The sequence below is a fragment of the Roseococcus sp. YIM B11640 genome (assembly GCF_049727625.1).
Lineage (GTDB): Bacteria > Pseudomonadota > Alphaproteobacteria > Acetobacterales > Acetobacteraceae > Roseococcus.
Genome location: NZ_JBBJOZ010000003.1, coordinates 185,019 through 201,375, shown reverse-complemented (window position 1 = coordinate 201,375; position 16,357 = coordinate 185,019). Strand labels below are relative to the sequence as shown.

Annotated in this window: 15 protein-coding genes; 6 read left to right on the top strand and 9 right to left on the bottom strand. The window is 69.5% G+C overall.

Going from position 1 to position 16,357, the window contains the following annotated elements; genetic code table 11:
• Positions 1 to 119 precede the first annotated feature (119 nt).
• Positions 120 to 902 carry a M23 family metallopeptidase gene (locus WJM96_RS14860; protein WP_424813298.1) on the bottom strand — a complete coding sequence of 261 codons (783 nt, stop codon included), beginning with the start codon at positions 900 to 902 and terminating at the stop codon, positions 120 to 122.
• Positions 899 to 2,335 (bottom strand): exodeoxyribonuclease VII large subunit, encoded by a 1,437-nt coding sequence (gene xseA / locus WJM96_RS14855; protein ID WP_424813601.1) that lies wholly within the window; start codon positions 2,333 to 2,335, stop codon positions 899 to 901. Before xseA ends, WJM96_RS14860 begins: the two co-directional genes overlap by 4 nt.
• A 45-nt stretch (positions 2,336 to 2,380) precedes the next feature.
• On the opposite strand from xseA, the gene purD reads away from it, so the two are divergent.
• The 4 genes from purD (at position 2,381) to hemB (ending at position 7,752) form a co-directional block, all read left to right on the top strand.
• Positions 2,381 to 3,649, top strand: a complete 1,269-nt coding sequence (purD, locus tag WJM96_RS14850) for a phosphoribosylamine--glycine ligase (RefSeq protein WP_424813297.1) — start codon at positions 2,381 to 2,383, stop codon at positions 3,647 to 3,649.
• Positions 3,650 to 3,659: 10 nt separating this feature from the next.
• A complete protein-coding gene (locus WJM96_RS14845) occupies positions 3,660 to 4,940 on the top strand; it encodes a leucine-rich repeat-containing protein kinase family protein (RefSeq protein ID WP_424813296.1) in 1,281 nt (426 codons plus the stop codon).
• Between the two features lie 463 nt (positions 4,941 to 5,403).
• Entirely contained in the window at positions 5,404 to 6,687 is a 1,284-nt protein-coding gene (locus tag WJM96_RS14840) for an O-acetylhomoserine aminocarboxypropyltransferase/cysteine synthase family protein (RefSeq protein ID WP_424813295.1), read from the top strand.
• A gap of 66 nt (positions 6,688 to 6,753) precedes the next feature.
• Positions 6,754 to 7,752 (top strand): porphobilinogen synthase, encoded by a 999-nt coding sequence (gene hemB / locus WJM96_RS14835; protein ID WP_424813294.1) that lies wholly within the window; start codon positions 6,754 to 6,756, stop codon positions 7,750 to 7,752.
• Between the two features lie 3 nt (positions 7,753 to 7,755).
• Here the strand turns inward: hemB and WJM96_RS14830 are convergent, their stop codons facing one another.
• From WJM96_RS14830 to WJM96_RS14815, 4 genes are all read right to left on the bottom strand, one after another.
• Positions 7,756 to 8,121 (bottom strand): hypothetical protein, encoded by a 366-nt coding sequence (locus WJM96_RS14830; RefSeq protein WP_424813293.1) that lies wholly within the window; start codon positions 8,119 to 8,121, stop codon positions 7,756 to 7,758.
• A 71-nt stretch (positions 8,122 to 8,192) separates the two neighbouring features.
• Entirely contained in the window at positions 8,193 to 9,032 is an 840-nt protein-coding gene (locus WJM96_RS14825; protein WP_424813292.1) for an alpha/beta fold hydrolase, read from the bottom strand.
• 1 nt (position 9,033) lies between these two features.
• Entirely contained in the window at positions 9,034 to 10,242 is a 1,209-nt protein-coding gene (locus WJM96_RS14820) for a CaiB/BaiF CoA transferase family protein (protein ID WP_424813291.1), read from the bottom strand.
• 63 nt (positions 10,243 to 10,305) lie between these two features.
• The gene (locus WJM96_RS14815) at positions 10,306 to 10,809 is read right to left on the bottom strand and encodes a pyridoxamine 5'-phosphate oxidase family protein (RefSeq protein WP_424813290.1); all 504 of its coding nucleotides are present in this window, start codon (positions 10,807 to 10,809) and stop codon (positions 10,306 to 10,308) included.
• Positions 10,810 to 10,917: 108 nt separating this feature from the next.
• On the opposite strand from WJM96_RS14815, the gene WJM96_RS14810 reads away from it, so the two are divergent.
• Both WJM96_RS14810 and WJM96_RS14805 read left to right on the top strand, forming a co-directional pair.
• Entirely contained in the window at positions 10,918 to 12,429 is a 1,512-nt protein-coding gene (locus WJM96_RS14810) for an aldehyde dehydrogenase family protein (protein ID WP_424813289.1), read from the top strand.
• Positions 12,430 to 13,296 carry a glycosyltransferase family 2 protein gene (locus tag WJM96_RS14805; protein WP_424813288.1) on the top strand — a complete coding sequence of 289 codons (867 nt, stop codon included), beginning with the start codon at positions 12,430 to 12,432 and terminating at the stop codon, positions 13,294 to 13,296.
• Positions 13,297 to 13,299: 3 nt separating this feature from the next.
• Here the strand turns inward: WJM96_RS14805 and WJM96_RS14800 are convergent, their stop codons facing one another.
• The 3 genes from WJM96_RS14800 to WJM96_RS14790 are packed head-to-tail and all read right to left on the bottom strand — an operon-like array spanning position 13,300 to position 16,287.
• On the bottom strand, positions 13,300 to 14,619 hold the full coding sequence (locus WJM96_RS14800; protein ID WP_424813287.1) for an LLM class flavin-dependent oxidoreductase: 1,320 nt from the start codon (positions 14,617 to 14,619) through the stop codon (positions 13,300 to 13,302).
• Between the two features lie 7 nt (positions 14,620 to 14,626).
• Complete coding sequence (locus tag WJM96_RS14795) at positions 14,627 to 14,968, bottom strand: fluoride efflux transporter FluC (protein ID WP_424813286.1); 342 nt, start codon at positions 14,966 to 14,968, stop codon at positions 14,627 to 14,629.
• Positions 14,965 to 16,287: a replication-associated recombination protein A gene (locus WJM96_RS14790; protein ID WP_424813285.1), complete on the bottom strand. Its 1,323-nt coding sequence runs from the start codon at positions 16,285 to 16,287 to the stop codon at positions 14,965 to 14,967. The genes WJM96_RS14795 and WJM96_RS14790 overlap by 4 nt, the downstream gene beginning before the upstream one ends.
• Positions 16,288 to 16,357: the final 70 nt, after the last annotated feature.

Genomic DNA, 16,357 nt, shown 5'->3' with positions numbered 1-16,357 from the left:
GAACAGATGACAATTTGGTAACTTAGTTTTTCAAGCAGAGGCGGCGGTCGCCGAAAACCTTTCCAATAGGGGAGGTTACGCCGGGCATTCCTCGTCCTGAAACCTTCGCCAGGAACATGTCATCCAGGCAGCAGCGGCTGCGGATCGAGGAAGGTCCTGAACCAGCTGACTCCGAAGTGCAGGTGCGGGCCGGTGACGCGCCCGGTCGCACCCATCGCCGCGATGCGCTCGCCGGCCGACACCCGCTGGCCCTCGCGCACATCGATCGCCGAGAGATGCGCATAGAGCGTGTTCACGCCATGGCCGTGATCCAGCACCAGCAGCCGGCCGAAGAAGTGGAACTCGGCCGCCAGCGTCACCCGGCCAGCGCAGGCGGCATGAATGGGCGTACCCACCGGCCCGGCGACGTCCAGCGCCAGGTGGGGCTGGCGTGGCTGGCCGTTCAGGATGCGCTGGCTGCCGTAGATCCCGCTGATCCGCCCGCGCGCCGGCCAGCCGAAGCCCGAGGCGAAGTCGGTGGCCGCGCTGTCGATCCCACGGACCACGGCCAGGCGCTCGCGCTCCACACGGATGCGCTCCAGCGTCGCGGCATCCGGCGTCACCTGCGCGGGCGGCAGGCCGGTGATGTGCTGGGTGTCCCAATGGCGGGGAGCCACCTCGATCAGCTGGGGGCTGCCGTTGACGGCGAGCGTCGCGCGTGGCCCGTGGTCGCGGCCGAAGCCCAGGACGAAATAGCCTTCGGGCGAGACGCGGACAGGCTGGCCGTCCAGCGCCAGCCTCGCGCCCGCAGCCCCCTGCCCGATCAGCAGCGCGCCCTGGGTCGCCGTCCCGCGCCATTGCAGCGCGCGGGCCGGGCGCGCCAGAAGCAGCGCGGGGAGCGCGAGGGCGGCGCGGCGCCTCAAAAAAGGCTCCCCTGGCGCGAATCTCGCGGCTTGCCGGCCGCCGTCGCCTCCACGCTGCCGTCCTGGAAGGTCAGCGTCAGCCGGGCGCCGGGCGCGACCTCGGCCGCCGCCGTCACCGGCTGGCCGCCCGCGCCCTGCACCAGGGCGAAGCCCCGCGCCAGGACGGCGTTGTAGCTTACGGCCTCCAACCGAGCCGAGAGGCCCTCGACGCGGGCCGCGCGCTCGCGGATCAAGGCCATGACCGGGGCGGCGGACAGCCGGGCCATGGCAGGCGCTGCGTGGCGCTTGGCCTGGGATTGGGCCCAGGCCGCCCCCATCCGCTGATCCAGCGCCTGCACGGCGTTGCGGCCGGCGGCGATGGCCTCGCGAGGGTGCCGCAGATGGCCCGCCAGGCGCGTGACCGCCTGGCGCCGAGAGAGCACGAAGCCCGGCAGCGCCGTCCGCAACCGCTCGCCGCGGTCGTCCAGGCGCTGGCGCAGCTGGTTCACCAGGGCAGGCAGATCCGGCAGGCCACGTTCGGCGCGATGCAGGTGCAGGCGCGACTCCCGGAGCAAGCCCGCCACGCACTGGTCCATCCTCGCGCCGCGTTGCGCCAGGGCGGCCGCGAGCTCGGCGCGCGCCGGCACGGCGATCTCGGCCGCGGCCGTGGGCGTGGGCGCGCGCCGGTCGCTGGCGAAATCGATCAGTGTCGTGTCCGTCTCGTGCCCCACGGCGGAGATCAGGGGGATGGTGCATCCGGCTGCCGCGCGGACCACGATCTCCTCGTTGAAGGCCATCAGGTCCTCGAGCGAGCCGCCGCCGCGCGCCACGATCAGCACGTCCGGCCGCGGCACCCTCCCGCCGGGCTCCAGCGCCGAAAATCCGTTGATGGCGGCCGCGATCTGCTCGGCCGAGCCCTCGCCCTGCACCATCACCGGCCAGAGGATGAGGTGGCGCGGGAAGCGGCGCGCCAGGGTGGTGCGGATGTCCTGGATGACCGCCCCGCGCTCGCTGGTCACGACGCCGACGACGCGCGGCAGCAGGGGCAGCGCCCGCTTCCGCTCCGCGTCGAAAAGCCCCTCCTTGAGCAGCGCCAGCCGCAGACGCTCGATCCGCGCCAGCAGCGCGCCCTCGCCGGCATATTCGAGCTTCTCGATGATGAGCTGGTATTTGGAGCGGTCGCCATAGGTCGAGACGCGGCCGGTCGCGATCACCTCCAGCCCGTTCTCGGGCTTTAGCCCGAGGCGGGAGACGGCGCTCTTCCAGACGACGCTCTCGATCTTGGCGTTCTCGTCCTTGAGCGAGAGGTAGATGTGGCCCGAGGGATAGGGCTTGACCTCCGTCAGCTCGCCACGGACACGGACGCGCTGGAAGGCACCTTCCAGTGTGCGCTTGATGGCCCCGGCCAACTCGCCCACACCATATTCGGGAATATTGCCGCCGGGTCCGTCCATCACCCGACTATAGCGGCGGATCGCGGCTTTGCGGAGGCATGGGGCATGAAGGTTCTGGTGGTGGGCGGCGGCGGCCGCGAGCATGCGCTGTGCTGGGCGATCTCGGCCTCGCCCCTGCTGACGCGGTTGATCTGCGCCCCCGGCAACCCGGGCATCGCGGAGATTGCGGAATGCTTCCCCGTCGGCTCCGAGGATATCGAGGGGCAGTTGGCGCTCGCGAAGGCCGAGGGTGTGGACCTTGTCGTGGTCGGCCCCGAGGCGCCGCTGACCCTCGGGCTGGCCGATGCCTGCGCCCAGGCCGGCATCCCCTGCTTCGGCCCGAAGGCCGGGCCCGCGCGGCTGGAAGGCAGCAAGAGCTTCTTCAAGGACATCGCCAACGCCGCCGGTGCGCCGACCGCCGCCTTCGGCCGCTTCACCGAGGCCGCCGCCGCCCGCGCCTATATCCGCGAGAAGGGGGCGCCCATCGTGGTGAAGGCCGATGGCCTGGCCGCCGGCAAGGGCGTCGTGGTCGCCACCACGGTGGAGGAGGCCGAGCAGGCGGTCACCGAGATGATGGAGGACCGCATCCACGGCGCCGCCGGCGCCACCCTCGTCATCGAGGAATGCCTGGTGGGCGAGGAGATCAGCTTCTTCGCGCTCTGCGACGGCTCGCATGCCATCCCCCTCGGCGCGGCACAGGACCACAAGCGCGTGGGCGACGGCGACACCGGCCCGAACACGGGCGGCATGGGTGCCTACTCCCCGCCCCCCGCCTTCACGGAGGCGCTGCAGGCCGAGGTGATGGAGCGCTGCATCACCCCCGTCCTCGCCGAGCTCGCGCGGCGCGACATGCCCTTCCAGGGCGTGCTCTTCGCCGGGCTGATGCTGACGAAGGAGGGCCCGAAGCTCCTGGAGTTCAACGTCCGCTTCGGCGATCCGGAATGCCAGGCGCTGATGCTGCGCCTCCGCAGCGACATCCTGCCCGCGCTGGTCGCAGCCACGCAGGGCGAGCTCAAGGATTTCGACCTGCGCTGGGAAAAGCTGGCCAGCATCCTCGTCGTGATGGCGGCAGAGGGTTATCCCGGCACACCGCGCAAGGGCACGGAGATCCGCGGGTTGGAAGCCGCCGCGCAGGTGCCGGGCGTGCAGGTCTTCCACGCGGGCACAGCGCGCGACGACGCTGGGCGCCTCGTCGCCAATGGCGGCCGCGTGCTGGGCATCGGCGCGTCGGGCAAGACTTTCCAGGAAGCGCGCGAGGCGGCCTATGCGGCCATCGCGAAAGTGGACTGGCCCGAGGGCTTCTGCCGCAAGGATATCGGCTGGCGGGCGCTCTGACGCGCGCCGCATGAGCCTCGCGACCCTCGAAGCACTCCGCCGCGGAGCGCTGTCCGGCGCGCGTGAGCTGCGCCTGGGCGGCTGCGGCCTGACCGAGTTCCCCCGCGAGATCTTCGGACTGGCGGAGACGCTGGAGTTCCTGGACCTCGGCTTCAACGCCCTGTCCGACTTGCCCGAAGACCTGGGACGGCTGCGGCACCTGCGCGTGCTCTTCGCCTCCGGCAATCGCTTCGAGCGCCTGCCCCCCGGAATCGGGGGTTGCGAGGCGCTCAGCCAGGTCGGCTTCCGGGGCGCCGGGATCCGCGAGGTTCCGGGCGAATCCCTGCCGCCGCGCCTGCGCTGGCTGACACTGACCGACAACCGGATCGAGGAGGTCCCGTCCGCTCTCGGTCAGCGCCCGGCCCTTCAGAAGCTGATGCTGTCCGGCAACCGGCTGCAGCGTCTCCCCGCAGGCCTCGCGGAGGCCCCGAATCTCGAACTGCTGCGGATTTCCGCCAATGGCTTCGAGGCGCTGCCGTCCTGGCTCGCAGCCCATCCCACGCTGGCCTGGCCGGCCTGGGCGGGAAATCCCTTCGATCCCGGCAGGCCTCCCGCCGCGAGGCTGATCAGTTGGCAGGAGCTGGAGCCGGGGCCCCTGCTGGGCGAAGGCGCCTCGGGCCGCGTCCACCGCGCGCTCTGGAACAACGGCGAGCCGCAGACCGTCGCGCTGAAGCTGTTCAAGGGCGCCATGACCAGCGACGGGCTGCCGCGCCACGAAATGGCCGCCTGCCTCGCCGCCGGCGGGCACCCGCAGCTCGTCGGCGCGATCGGGCGGCTCCATGGCCATCCCGAGGGGCTGGAAGGCCTGCTGATGCCCTTGATCCCGGAGCATTGGCGCGTGCTTGCGGGGCCACCCAGCCTGGAAAGCTGCACACGGGACGTCTACGACCCCAGCCTGCGGCTGAGCGGCCCGGCCGCGCGTCGCATCGCCCACTGCGTCGCATCGGCCGTGGCCCATCTGCACGATCGCGGGCTGCTGCACGGCGATCTCTATGCCCACAACATCCTGTGGGACGGCGCCGGCGGCGAGGCGATCGTGAGCGACTTCGGCGCAGCATGCTTCCTGCCGCCGGGCGGCCACGCGCTCCTGCGGATCGAGGCCCGGGCCTTCGGATTGCTGTTGGGCGAGTTGCTGGATCACGCGGAGGATGCCGAGGGGCTGGGATTGCTCCGCGCGATGCAGGAGCGATGCCTCGACCCCCAGGCGGAACGGCGCCCCTCCCTGGCGGAGGTCGCAAGGGCGCTGGCCTGAGCGGCTGCCGCGACGTTCGGATTGATCGTGCGCGCGGGGCGGCGCCGCGCTAGGTTGCGGGCCGGGAGAAACGGAAAGGCAAGCCCATGTTGCGCCCCGCACTTGTCGCTTCGCTCGCGGCTGGATGGCTGATCGTGCCGAGCCCTTCGGAGGCCGTCGTGTACTGCACCAGGGCGGGCTATCCCGTCGGCTGCGTCGCCCGGCCGGCGGTGCGGCGGGCCGTCACACCGGGGGTCGGCGCTCCTGGCGTGGGCATGGCACCGGGGGTGGGAGTCGGCGCCCCTGGCGTGGGGGTCGCGCCGGGACCTGGCGTGTCGCCGGTCAATCGGGGCGGGCCCGTCAACCGGGTCGGCGTCCGCTAACGCCATCCGTCGCGGCGAAGCTTCGGCCGGCCTGAGGGCCTTTCCTTCGCCCCTGCGAAAATGGCAGGCTCCCGCACCAAAGCGAGGAAGGCCGAACCAAGATGCCCTTTACCCATCCGGAAACCATCGCCCTTCATGGCGGCAGCCACCGCGCGGACCCGAATACGGGCTCGGTCGCGGTGCCCATCCATCAGACGACGAGCTTCCAGTTCCAGGACACGGGCCATGCCGCCCGGCTCTTCGGCCTTGCCGAGCTCGGCAACATCTACACCCGCATCATGAACCCGACCTGCGACGCGCTGGAAACGCGCGTGGCACAGCTGGAGGGAGGCGCGGCGGCGCTGGCGGTGGGCTCCGGTCAGGCGGCGACGAGCTTCTGCGTGATGAATCTCTGCGAGGCGGGCGACAACATCGTCAGCAGCACGGATCTCTACGGCGGCACCTGGAACCTCTTCGCCAACACGCTGAAGCAGTTCGGCGTCGAGGTCCGCTTCGTGGACCCCGCGGATCCCGAGGCCTTCGCCCGCGCCACGGATGCGAAGACCCGCGCCTACTACGCCGAGACGCTGCCGAACCCGAAGCTGCAGGTCTTCCCCATCGCGGAGGTCGCGGCCATCGGCCGCAGGCTCGGCGTGCCGCTCATCATGGACAACACGGCGGCGCCCATCCTCTGCCGGCCCTTCGAGCACGGCGCGGCCATCGTCATGCACTCCACTACCAAGTGGATCGGCGGCCATGGCACGAGCATCGGCGGCATCGTGATCGACGGCGGCAATTTCGACTGGGAGGCCGGTGGCGACCGCTTCCCCACGCTGAACAAGCCCGACCCGAGCTATCACGGCGCGATCTGGAGCCAGGCGGCCAAGCCGCTCGGCCCCATCGCCTATATCCTGCGCATGCGGACCTGCCTGCTGCGCGACATCGGCGCGCCCATGTCGCCCTTCAACGCCTTCATGTTCCTCCAGGGGCTAGAGACGCTGCCGCTGCGGATCGAGCGCCATTGCAGCAACGCGCAGAAGGTCGCGGCCTTCCTCTCGGGCCATCCCAAGGTCGCGAAGGTCATCTACCCTTCCCTGCAGGAAGGCGAGGCCAAGCGCCGGGCCGACACCTATCTGAAGGGCGGCTACGGCAGCCTGCTGGGCTTCGAGCTGAAGGACGGCAAGGAGGCCGGGCAGAGCTTCATCGACAAGCTCAAGATGTTCTACCACGTCGCCAATATCGGCGATGCTCGCAGCCTCGCGATCCATCCGGCGACGACGACCCACAGCCAGCTCGACGAAACGGAGCAGGCGGCGAGCGGCGTGACGCCGGGCTACATCCGGCTGTCCATCGGCATCGAGCATATCGACGACATCCTCGCCGACCTCAAGCAGGCGCTGTCGTGACGCAGGGGGCCCGTGCATAGGCGCGGGCCCCTTCCCCTCGTATAAGGGTCTCCGATTGGAGGCCCCATGAACTTCCCCGGTTCCTTCCCCGCCACCCGCATGCGGCGCAACCGCCGTGACGCCTGGACGCGCGCGCTCACGGCCGAGAACCGGCTGACGCCCGCGGACCTGATCTGGCCGATCTTCCTCACCGAGGGCGAGAACCAGGTGGTGCCGGTGGAGAGCATGCCGGGCATCGTCCGCGTCTCCGTGGACCGCGCGGCGGAACATGTGGCCGAGGCCGTGGCGCTCGGCATCCCCGCGGTCGCGCTCTTCCCCTACACGCCGGCCGAGGGCCGCGACGAGGAGGGCACCGGCGCGCTCGACGCCAACAACCTGATGTGCCGGGGCGCGCGGGCGCTGAAGGCGGCGCATCCCGGCCTGGGGCTCATCGGCGACGTCGCGCTCGATACCTATACGAGCCACGGCCATGACGGCGTGCTGCGCGACGGCTACGTCCATAACGAGGACACGGTCGAGATTCTCTGCCAGCAGGCCGTGCTGATGGCCGAGGCCGGCGTGGACGTGATCGCCCCCTCGGACATGATGGACGGGCGCGTCGGCAGCATCCGCGCCGCACTCGATGCGCGCGGCCTGATCCACACGCGCATCATGAGCTACGCGGCGAAATACGCCTCGGGCTTCTACGCGCCATTCCGCGACGCGGTGGGCAGCACGGGCGCGCTGATCGGCGACAAGAAAACCTACCAGATGGACCCCGCCAACAGCGACGAGGCGCTGCGCGAGGTCGCGCTCGATCTCGGCGAGGGCGCGGACATGGTGATGGTGAAGCCGGGCCTGCCCTATCTCGACATCGTGCACCGCGTGAAAACGGAGTTCGGCGTGCCGACCTTCGTCTACCAGGTGAGCGGCGAGTACTCGATGCTCATGGCGGCGGTCGAGCGCGGTTGGCTCGACCATGACCGAGCGATGATGGAGGCGCTGATCTCCTTCAAGCGCGCCGGCGCGAATGGCGTGCTGAGCTATTTCGCGCTGAAGGCCGCCCGCCTGCTGAAGGCGGGCTGACCGCTACTTCCGCGGTGCCCCGCCACCGCCGCCCGCACCGTCGCGGAAGGCGTTCATCAGCGAGGTCACGTCCGGCGAGACCTCGCGGGAGGAATTGCCGGCGCCGATGAAGATGGCGACGTTGTTGTCGGGCAGGCAGTAGATCGAGAAGATGCGCCCGCCCTCGCGCTCGCCCCAGGCGGCCGTGGCCGTGGTGTTCAGCGGCCGCAAGCCCGTCGAGGCAATAGCGATCGCCGCGCGCTGCAGGCAGGACGCGATGGTGGTTCCGGGTTGCAGGGGGACGTGGTTCACGGACATGCCCGTCGCCCCCGCGGCGCCGGCCCCCGCCACGATGCCCACTACGGCCAGCAAGCCCATTCGTTTCGTCATCGGCACCCCTCCTCGGCAAGGCATCTTACAAGGCTAAGACGCAAAACGGATCGCCGCGAAGGGTTTCGCCGTCAGGCCAGGAAATCCGCGATCAGCCGCATCTGCGAGGGCTCCATGAGCGCCGGGGCATGGCCGCAGCCAGCGATGGTCTCCAGCCGGACATGCGGGTGCTCGGCCATCCGTGCCGCCGTCTCTGGCAGCAGCAGATCGGAACTCTCGCCGCGCAGGACGAGGACCGGCCGCGTGACGCAGGAATTCCAGAGCGGCCAGATATCGACATCGCCGACGGCGCCCAACATCGGCTCCACGATCGCGGGATCGTAGTGCAACACGAACTTCCCACTCGCGGTGACACGCGCGCTGTAGGTGGCGAGGTGCCGCCACTCCAGATCGCTCAGCGGACCGAAGGGCGCATGGACTTTCCGAAGCTGCGCTTCCAGCGCCTCGAGGCTGTCGAACACCTGAACCTGCTGCAGGTAGTCGCGGATCCGGATTAGCGACGCCGCCGGAATGAAGGGCCCGATGTCGTTCAGCACCATCCGGCGCATCGCGGTACCGGGCAGCGCGGCCACCCCCATGCCGATCAGCCCGCCCATCGAGGTGCCCACCCAGTCGTACTCGCCGAGCCCGGCAAGCAGCTGCGCCAGCGCGGCGACATAGGTCGGCACGGCGTAAAGCGCGCCCGACGGCAGCCAGCCGGACATGCCGCGGCCCGGCACGTCGGGGCATATCACGCGCCGTCCCTCGGCTCCGAGATATTGGCCGAGCGCGTCGAAATCGCGCCCGTTGCGCGTCAGCCCGTGCACGCAGACCACGGGCCGGCCGGTGACTGGCCCCCATTCCGTCCAGCGCAGCGTGAGCGCCCCGCCATCCAGCGTGCTGCGGAGCGCGCCGATGCGGGGCTCGCTCATCTCAGACGATCCCCTTGGCCTTGAGCTCAGCGACCTCGGCCGCGCTCATGCCGAGCATGCCCTGCAGCAGCTCCTCATTGTGCTGGCCCAGCGCCGGCGCGGCGGACCGGTAGGTCGGCGGGGTGTCGGACAGCTTCACCGGATTGGCCGTGACCTTCACCTTCTGGCCGCTCGCGTGGTCCATCTCGAAGACCATGTTGCGCGCCTTCACATGCGGATCCTCGAAGACCTGCTCCAGCGTGTTGATGGGCCCGCAGGCGATCTTGAGCTCTTCGAGCAGGCTGATCCACTCCGCGGTGGTCTTGGACTTCATCACGGGCGTCAGCGTGTCGGTCACCAGCTGGCGGTTCTCGACACGCTTCGGATTGGTCGCGAAGCGCTTGTCGGCCAGCAGGTGCTCCTGGCCGACATTCTTGCAGAAGCGCTCGAAGGTCGCGTCGTTGCCCACCGCCAGGATGAGGTAGCCATCCTTGCTCGGGAATTCCTGGTACGGCGCGATATTGGGATGCTGGTTGCCCAGACGCGGCGGGTTCTCGCCGGTCGAGAGATAGTTGGAGCCCTGGTTCGCCAGCCAGGCCACATGCGTGTCCAGCATGCCGATGTCGATGTGCTGGCCCTTCCCCGTCGCGTGACGGTGGTTGAGCGCGGCGAGGATGCCGATGCAGCCGTAGAGGCCGGCGAACAGATCCGCCACCGGAACGCCCACCTTCTGCGGGCTGCCGCCGGGTTCGCCCGTCAGGCTCATCACGCCGCCCATTGCCTGGATCAGCGCATCGTAGCCAGGACGGGGCGCGTAAGGGCCGGTCTGACCAAAACCGGTAATGGAGCAATAAATCAGCTTGGGATACTTCTCCATCAGCTGCTCGTAGCCCAGGCCGTACTTGGCCAGCGCGCCGACCTTGAAGTTCTCGGCGAGCATGTCGCAGCTCTCGAGCAGCTTGTGGATGATCGCCTGGCCCTCGGGCTTGGCGATATCGAGCGTCAGCGACTTCTTGTTACGGTTCACGCCGACGAAGTAGGCGCTTTCGCGCGTGTTCGGCACGAAAGGCGGCGCGAAGCCGCGGGTGTCGTCGCCGGCCTCGGGCCGCTCGATCTTGATCACTTCGGCGCCCAGGTCGCCCAGCATCTGCGTACAGGTCGGGCCCGCCAGGACCCGCGTCAGGTCAAGGACGCGAAGGCCGCTGAGCGGGCCGGAAGACTGGGCTGACATGGCGCGTATTCCCCTGAGGCATTCGATCCCCAGGGATTAGACGCGCCATGCGGTCCAGGCAACTCAGTGGCGGAATTCGACCTTCGCGTTCTCGCCCGTCTCGGGCGTCTTCTTCGCCAGCAGCGCCTTCACGTAGCCATAGGCGAAAAGCACCTTGGAGCCAGGGCTGTCCCAGTATTCCGCGCCGAGCATCTCGACGGAGATCAGCGCCAGGTTCTCGCTCTTGTGGCCATGGGGGAACCACAGCCGCGCGCCCTCGCTCCAGAGCTCCTTCTGCTTCGCCACATCCTGCATGACCCGGGCGCGGCCCGTGACCGAGACGAACTCCTGCCCGGCAGGGTTGGCGCAGGCGAGCAGCACGTCGTGGTCGCGGCCGATTTCCAGCGTCTTGGGGCTGTCCACGTCGGTGAAGAACCAGACCGTCTGGTCCTCCACGCCCATCACCGCCATGGGGCGGGAATGCAGGGCGCCATCCTCGTCGGCGGTCACGAGCATCACGAGGCCGATCTTCTTGATCAGCTCCCGGACGCGGATGCGGGCTTCGTCGTCGGAAATCTGCTGGGCCATGGGGTCCTCCTGTCCGTCGCGGATTCAACCCGCGGCGGTGGCGAGGGTTGCCCTTTCCCCCGCATCGGGTTCATGGTCCGGCCCACTGGAAAGCCTGAGGAACGCCCGATGCTCGAGACGCCGCACCCCACCCCATCCGCCCCTGAGCTCGACTGCTTCAAGCTGGCCAAGCAACTCTCCGGCCTGCATTTCATCGGTGGCCGCTACGTCCCGGCGTTGAGCGGCAAGACCTTCCCCGTGGTGAACCCCGCCACCGGCGGGGAGGTCGCGACCGCGGCCGAGGGCGATGCGGCGGATGTCGACGCCGCGGTTCGCGACGCCGCCCGCGCCCAGAAGGAATGGGCCAAGATGCCGGCCCGCAAGCGCGGCGCCCTGGTGCATCAGTGCGCCGCCGTCATCCGCGAGCACCAGGAGGAGCTGGCCCGCCTCATCGCGCTCGAGACCGGCAAGGCCATCCGCACCGAGAGCCGGGTCGAGGCCGGCACGGTGGCCGACATCCTGGAATTCTTCGGCGGCCTCGGCTCCGAGCTGAAGGGAGAGAGCGTGCCCTTCGCGCCCAACGTGCTCTCCGTGACGGTGCGGGAGCCGCTGGGCGTGGTCGGCGCCATCATTCCCTGGAACGTGCCGATGCTGCTGATGGCGCTGAAGGTCGCCCCGGCGCTGGTGGCGGGCAATACGGTCGTCGTGAAGTCGGCCGAGGAAGCGCCTCTCACCGTCATGCGCATCTGCGAGCTGATGAACCGCGTGCTGCCGGCCGGTTGCTTCAACATCATCAGCGGCATGGGCCCGGAATGCGGCGCGCCGCTGGTCGAACACCCGCTGGTCCGCAAGGTGACCTTCACGGGCTCGGTCGAGACCGGGAAGATCGTCGCCAAGGCGGCTTCGCAGAAGCTGGTGCCGGTGACGCTGGAGCTGGGCGGCAAGTCGCCCATGATCGTCTTCGCCGATTGCGACTTCGCCAAGACCGTGTCCGGCGCGCTCACCTCCATGCGCTTCACCCGCCAGGGCCAGAGCTGCACGGCCGCGAGCCGCATCTATGTCGAGCGCCCGATCTTCGACGCCTTCGTGGCCGAGATGAAGCAGGCGGTGGACAAGATGGTCATGGGCGATCCGCTCGACGAGAAGACCGACATCGGCACCATCATCAGCGAGGGCCAGTTCGAGAAGGTCCAGGCCTTCATCGACGAGGGCAAGAAGACCGCCGGCGCCACGGCGCACGAGTGCTCGGCCATGCCGAAGGATTCCGCGCTGAAGAAGGGCCTCTTCATCCGCCCGGTGATCTTCACGGGCCTCGACGGCAATTCGCGCCTGGTGCGCGAGGAGATCTTCGGACCCGTCACCGTCATCCAGCCCTTCGACGACGCGGAGAAGGTCCTGGCCGAGGCGAATGACAGCGAGTACGGCCTGGCCGCGAGCCTCTGGACCAACAACCTCAAGGTGGGTCTCGACCTCGCGCACCGGCTGGAGGCGGGCCTGGTGCAGATCAACCAGAACCTCGTGGTCCAGGCCAACCTTTCCTATGGCGGCGTGAAGAGCTCGGGCCTCGGCAAGGAAGCCTCGCTGGAGGCGATGCTGGAGCACTTCACCCACAAGAAGACCATCATGGTGAACATGGCCTGAGTGGCCGCTCAGGACGTCAGCGTCGTCATCGTCGCCTACAACTCGGCGGCGCTGCTTCCTTCCTGCCTCGCCGCGATCCCGGAGGAATGCCCGGTGATCGTGGTGGACAATGCGAGCCCGGACGACAGCGCCGCCGTGGCCGCCGCCGCGCGGCCGTCGGCCAAGGTGGTGCGCGCCGGGCGCAACCTCGGCTTCGGGCCTGGGGCCAATGCGGGCTTCGCGGAGGTCACGACCGAGTTCGGCATCCTGCTCAACGCCGATGCCAGCCTGGAGCCCGGCACGCTGGACGGCTTGGTCGCCGCCGCGCGCCGCTATCCCGAGGCGGCGATGTTCGCGCCCGAGATCATCACCCCCGAAGGCACGATGCAGTTCGGCCACGACCTGCCCTTCCGCCGGCTGCGCGGGCCGGTCGTCGAACCGGTGGGCGATGCCTGCTGCTGGTATGCCGGCGGCTCGGCCATGTTCCTGCGCATGTCCGTCTTCCGCGCGATCGGCGGCTTCGATCCGGAGATCTTCCTCTACTTCGAGGATGACGACATCTGCCTGCGGATGCGCGGCGCGGGCCATGCCATCATGCATGTCGCGGGCGTGCGCGTGCGGCACGAGGGCGGCGCCAGCAGCGCGCCTTCCGCACGGCTCAACTGGTGGAAGGCGTTTCACCAGGGCTGGTCGCGCCTGCACCTGGAGGCGAAGCATCACGGACGCGGCGCGGCCTGGCGGCTCGCGCTCGGCGAGTATCCCTCCCTCGCGCTGAAGGCGGCGTTCCGCCGCGGCGACGACCGCCATGAAAAATGGTCCGGCCGCGCGGCGGGAATGATGGCCTGGATGCGCGGCCGCAAGGCTCGCGAGATCGCGCTGAAGGGCTGAGCCCTACTCTGCCGCGTGCTCGGCCGCATAGCGGCTGGGCACGCGCGCGAGGCCGAGATGCTCGCGCAGGGTCGTGCCCTCGTAGTCGCGGCGGAACAGCCCGCGCTCCTGCAGGACGGGCACCACCTGGTCGACGAAGGCGTCGAACTGGCCCGGGAAGAAGGGCGGCATCAGGTTGAAGCCATCGGCCGCACCCTCGCTGAACCATTGCTCCATCGTGTCCGCGACCTGCGCCGCCGTGCCGATGACCAGCAGATGCCCGCGAGATGCCGCGACGCGATGGCTGAGCTCGCGCACCGTCAGCCCCTCGCGCCGCGCCATCTCCAGCAGCAGCAGCGCGCGGCTCTTGAGATGGTCGCTCTCCGGCAGCTCGGGGACGGGCGCATCCTGGTCGAAGCGCGACATGTCGGTGCCCAGCCGGTCCGACAGCACGGTGTTGGCCTGCGCCGCATCCAGGTTCCGGCTGAGCTCGGCGAAGAGCGCCTTCGCCTCTGCCTCCGTGCGGCCGATCACGGGCATGAAGCCGGGCATGATCTTCAACTCGTCCTCGCCCCTGCCGTGCTGCGCGAGCTGGGCCTTCAGGCCGCGATAGAAATCCTGCGCGTCGCCGAGGCTGTTCTGCGCGGTGAAGACGACATCGGCGGTGCGCGCCGCCAGCGCCTGCCCCGGCGCGGAGCTGCCGGCCTGGATGATGACCGGATGCCCCTGCGGGCAGCGCGGCAAGTTCAGCCCGCCCGTGATGGTGAAGTACTTTCCGTGGAAATCCGGGACATGCAGCGTGCCCGGCCGCACGAAGCTGCCGCGCGCCTTGTCCATGACGAAGGCATCGTCGTCCCAGGAATCCCAGAGCAGCTTGCAGGCCTCGACGAACTCCTCGGCGATGGCATAGCGCTCCGCATGCGGCGGGTGCTGGCGGCCGAAGGCCGCACCATTCTTGGCGTAGGAGGTCGTGACCACGTTCCAGGCCGCGCGCCCCCCGGACAGGTGATCCAGCGACGAGAAGGCGCGCGCGATGTGATACGGCTCCGCATAGGTGGTCGACGCCGTCGCCGCGAGGCCGAGATGCGTCGTCGTCCCCGCCAGCAGCGAGAGCAGCGTCAGCGGCTCGAACTTTCCGATCGAGGACGGGTGCTCGGCGTAGCCGGTGGTGAAGTTGTCGGCGAGGAAGAACATGTCGAACTTGCCGCGCTCGGCCGTCGCCGCGATGTGCTTCATGAGCGCGAGGTTCGGGCCGCCCGGCATGGCATCCGGATGCCGCCACCCCGCCACGTGATGCCCGGCCGGCTGCACGAAGATGCCCAGCCGCATCTGCCTGTCCATCATCGCCTCCTCAACTCCGCGTCATCCCATAGGCCAGCGCGAAGGCGCCCAGGCCCAGCACCAGCGTCAGCCCGACATAGGCCGCGCCGTCCATCCAGCCGCGCTCCCACAGCGTCGCCGCCTCCAGGCTGAAGGCCGAGAAGGTCGTGAAGCCGCCAAGCACGCCCGTCATCCAGAACAGCCGCGCCTGGCCCGAAAGCCCATGCCCCGCCAGCGCCCCCATCACGGCGCTGCCGAGCACGTTCACCGCAATCGTGCCCCAGGGCCAACCGGGGCCGTTGAAGGCGACGGAGAACAGCCAGCGCAGCACCGATCCGGTGGCGCCGCCCGCGGCCACGACGATCATGCTCATCCGCGCTTCCTCGCGGCCCAGAACTCCAGCCGCTTACGGATGTCCCGCTCGAAGCCGCGCTCGTTGGGCCGATAGAGCTCCGTTTCGCCACGCTTCTGGATCTCCTCGGGGAAGAACTCCTGCCCCGCATAGGCATCCGGATAGTCGTGGTCGTAGCGATAACCCGCATGGTAGCCGAGCTCCTTCATGAGCCTGGTCGGCGCATTCAGGATGTTCATCGGCGGCGGCACGTGACTCGTCTCGCGCGCGAGGCCCGTGGCGCTCTCGAAGGCCATGTAGGAAGCGTTGCTCTTCGGCGCCGTCGCCACGTAGCTGATGGCCTGGGCCAGGAAGAGCCGCCCCTCCGGCCAGCCGATGCGCTCGAAGGCCTGCCACGCGGTAATGACCTGCACCATGGCCTGCGGATCCGCCATGCCGACATCCTCGGACGCCGCGCAGGCCAGACGCCGGAAGATGGCCTCCGGCGCCTCGCCCGCCACCACCATGCGCGCCGCGTAATAGTGCGCCGCATGCACGTCGCTGCCGCGCAGCGACTTGTGGAAGGCGGAGAGCAGGTCGTAATGCCCGTCGCCCGCCTTGTCGTGCGAGGGCAGGCGGCGCGTCAGCACCTGGCCCATCGCCTCGATGTCGAGCGGCGTGTCGGAGCGGACGGTATAGACCTGCTCGACCAGGTTCAGCAGGTAGCGGCCGTCGCCGCCGGCGAGCCCGAGCAGGGCTTCCCGCGCCTCCTGCGTCAACGGCAGCGGGCGGCCTTCATGCGCCTCCGCGCGCTCCAGCAGGATCGACAATGCCGCGTCGTCCAGCGCCTTCAGCACGAAGACCTGGCTGCGCGAGAGAATGGCACCGTTGAGCTCGAAGGACGGGTTCTCCGTCGTCGCGCCGATCAGGACGATGGTGCCGTCCTCCATCACCGGCAGGAAGGCATCCTGCTGCGCCCGGTTGAAGCGATGGATCTCGTCGACGAAGAGCAGCGTGCCCTGCCCCATGGCGCGCCTGTCGCGCGCCGCATCGAAGACCCGCCGCAAATCCGCGACGCCCCCCTGGATGGCCGAGAGAGCTTCGAACTGCAGGTCGGTCGCGGTCGCCAGCAGGCGCGCGATGGTTGTCTTCCCCGTGCCCGGCGGCCCCCAGAGGATCAGCGAGGAGAGGCGACGGCTTTCCACCATCCGCATGATCGGCCCGCCGGGGCCCAGCAGATGGTCCTGGCCGATGACGTCCTGCAGCGAACTGGGGCGAAGCCGGTCCGCGAGCGGGCGCGGCGCCTCGGCCTCGAAAAGGCTGCCGGAGGTCGGCTCGGATCGGGGGCGGCGGGTGGCCATGGCGGGCATCCTATCCCTTCGCATCCCGAAGGGCACGGGGGGCGCGGATTTCACGGAAGCGAAGCTTGAC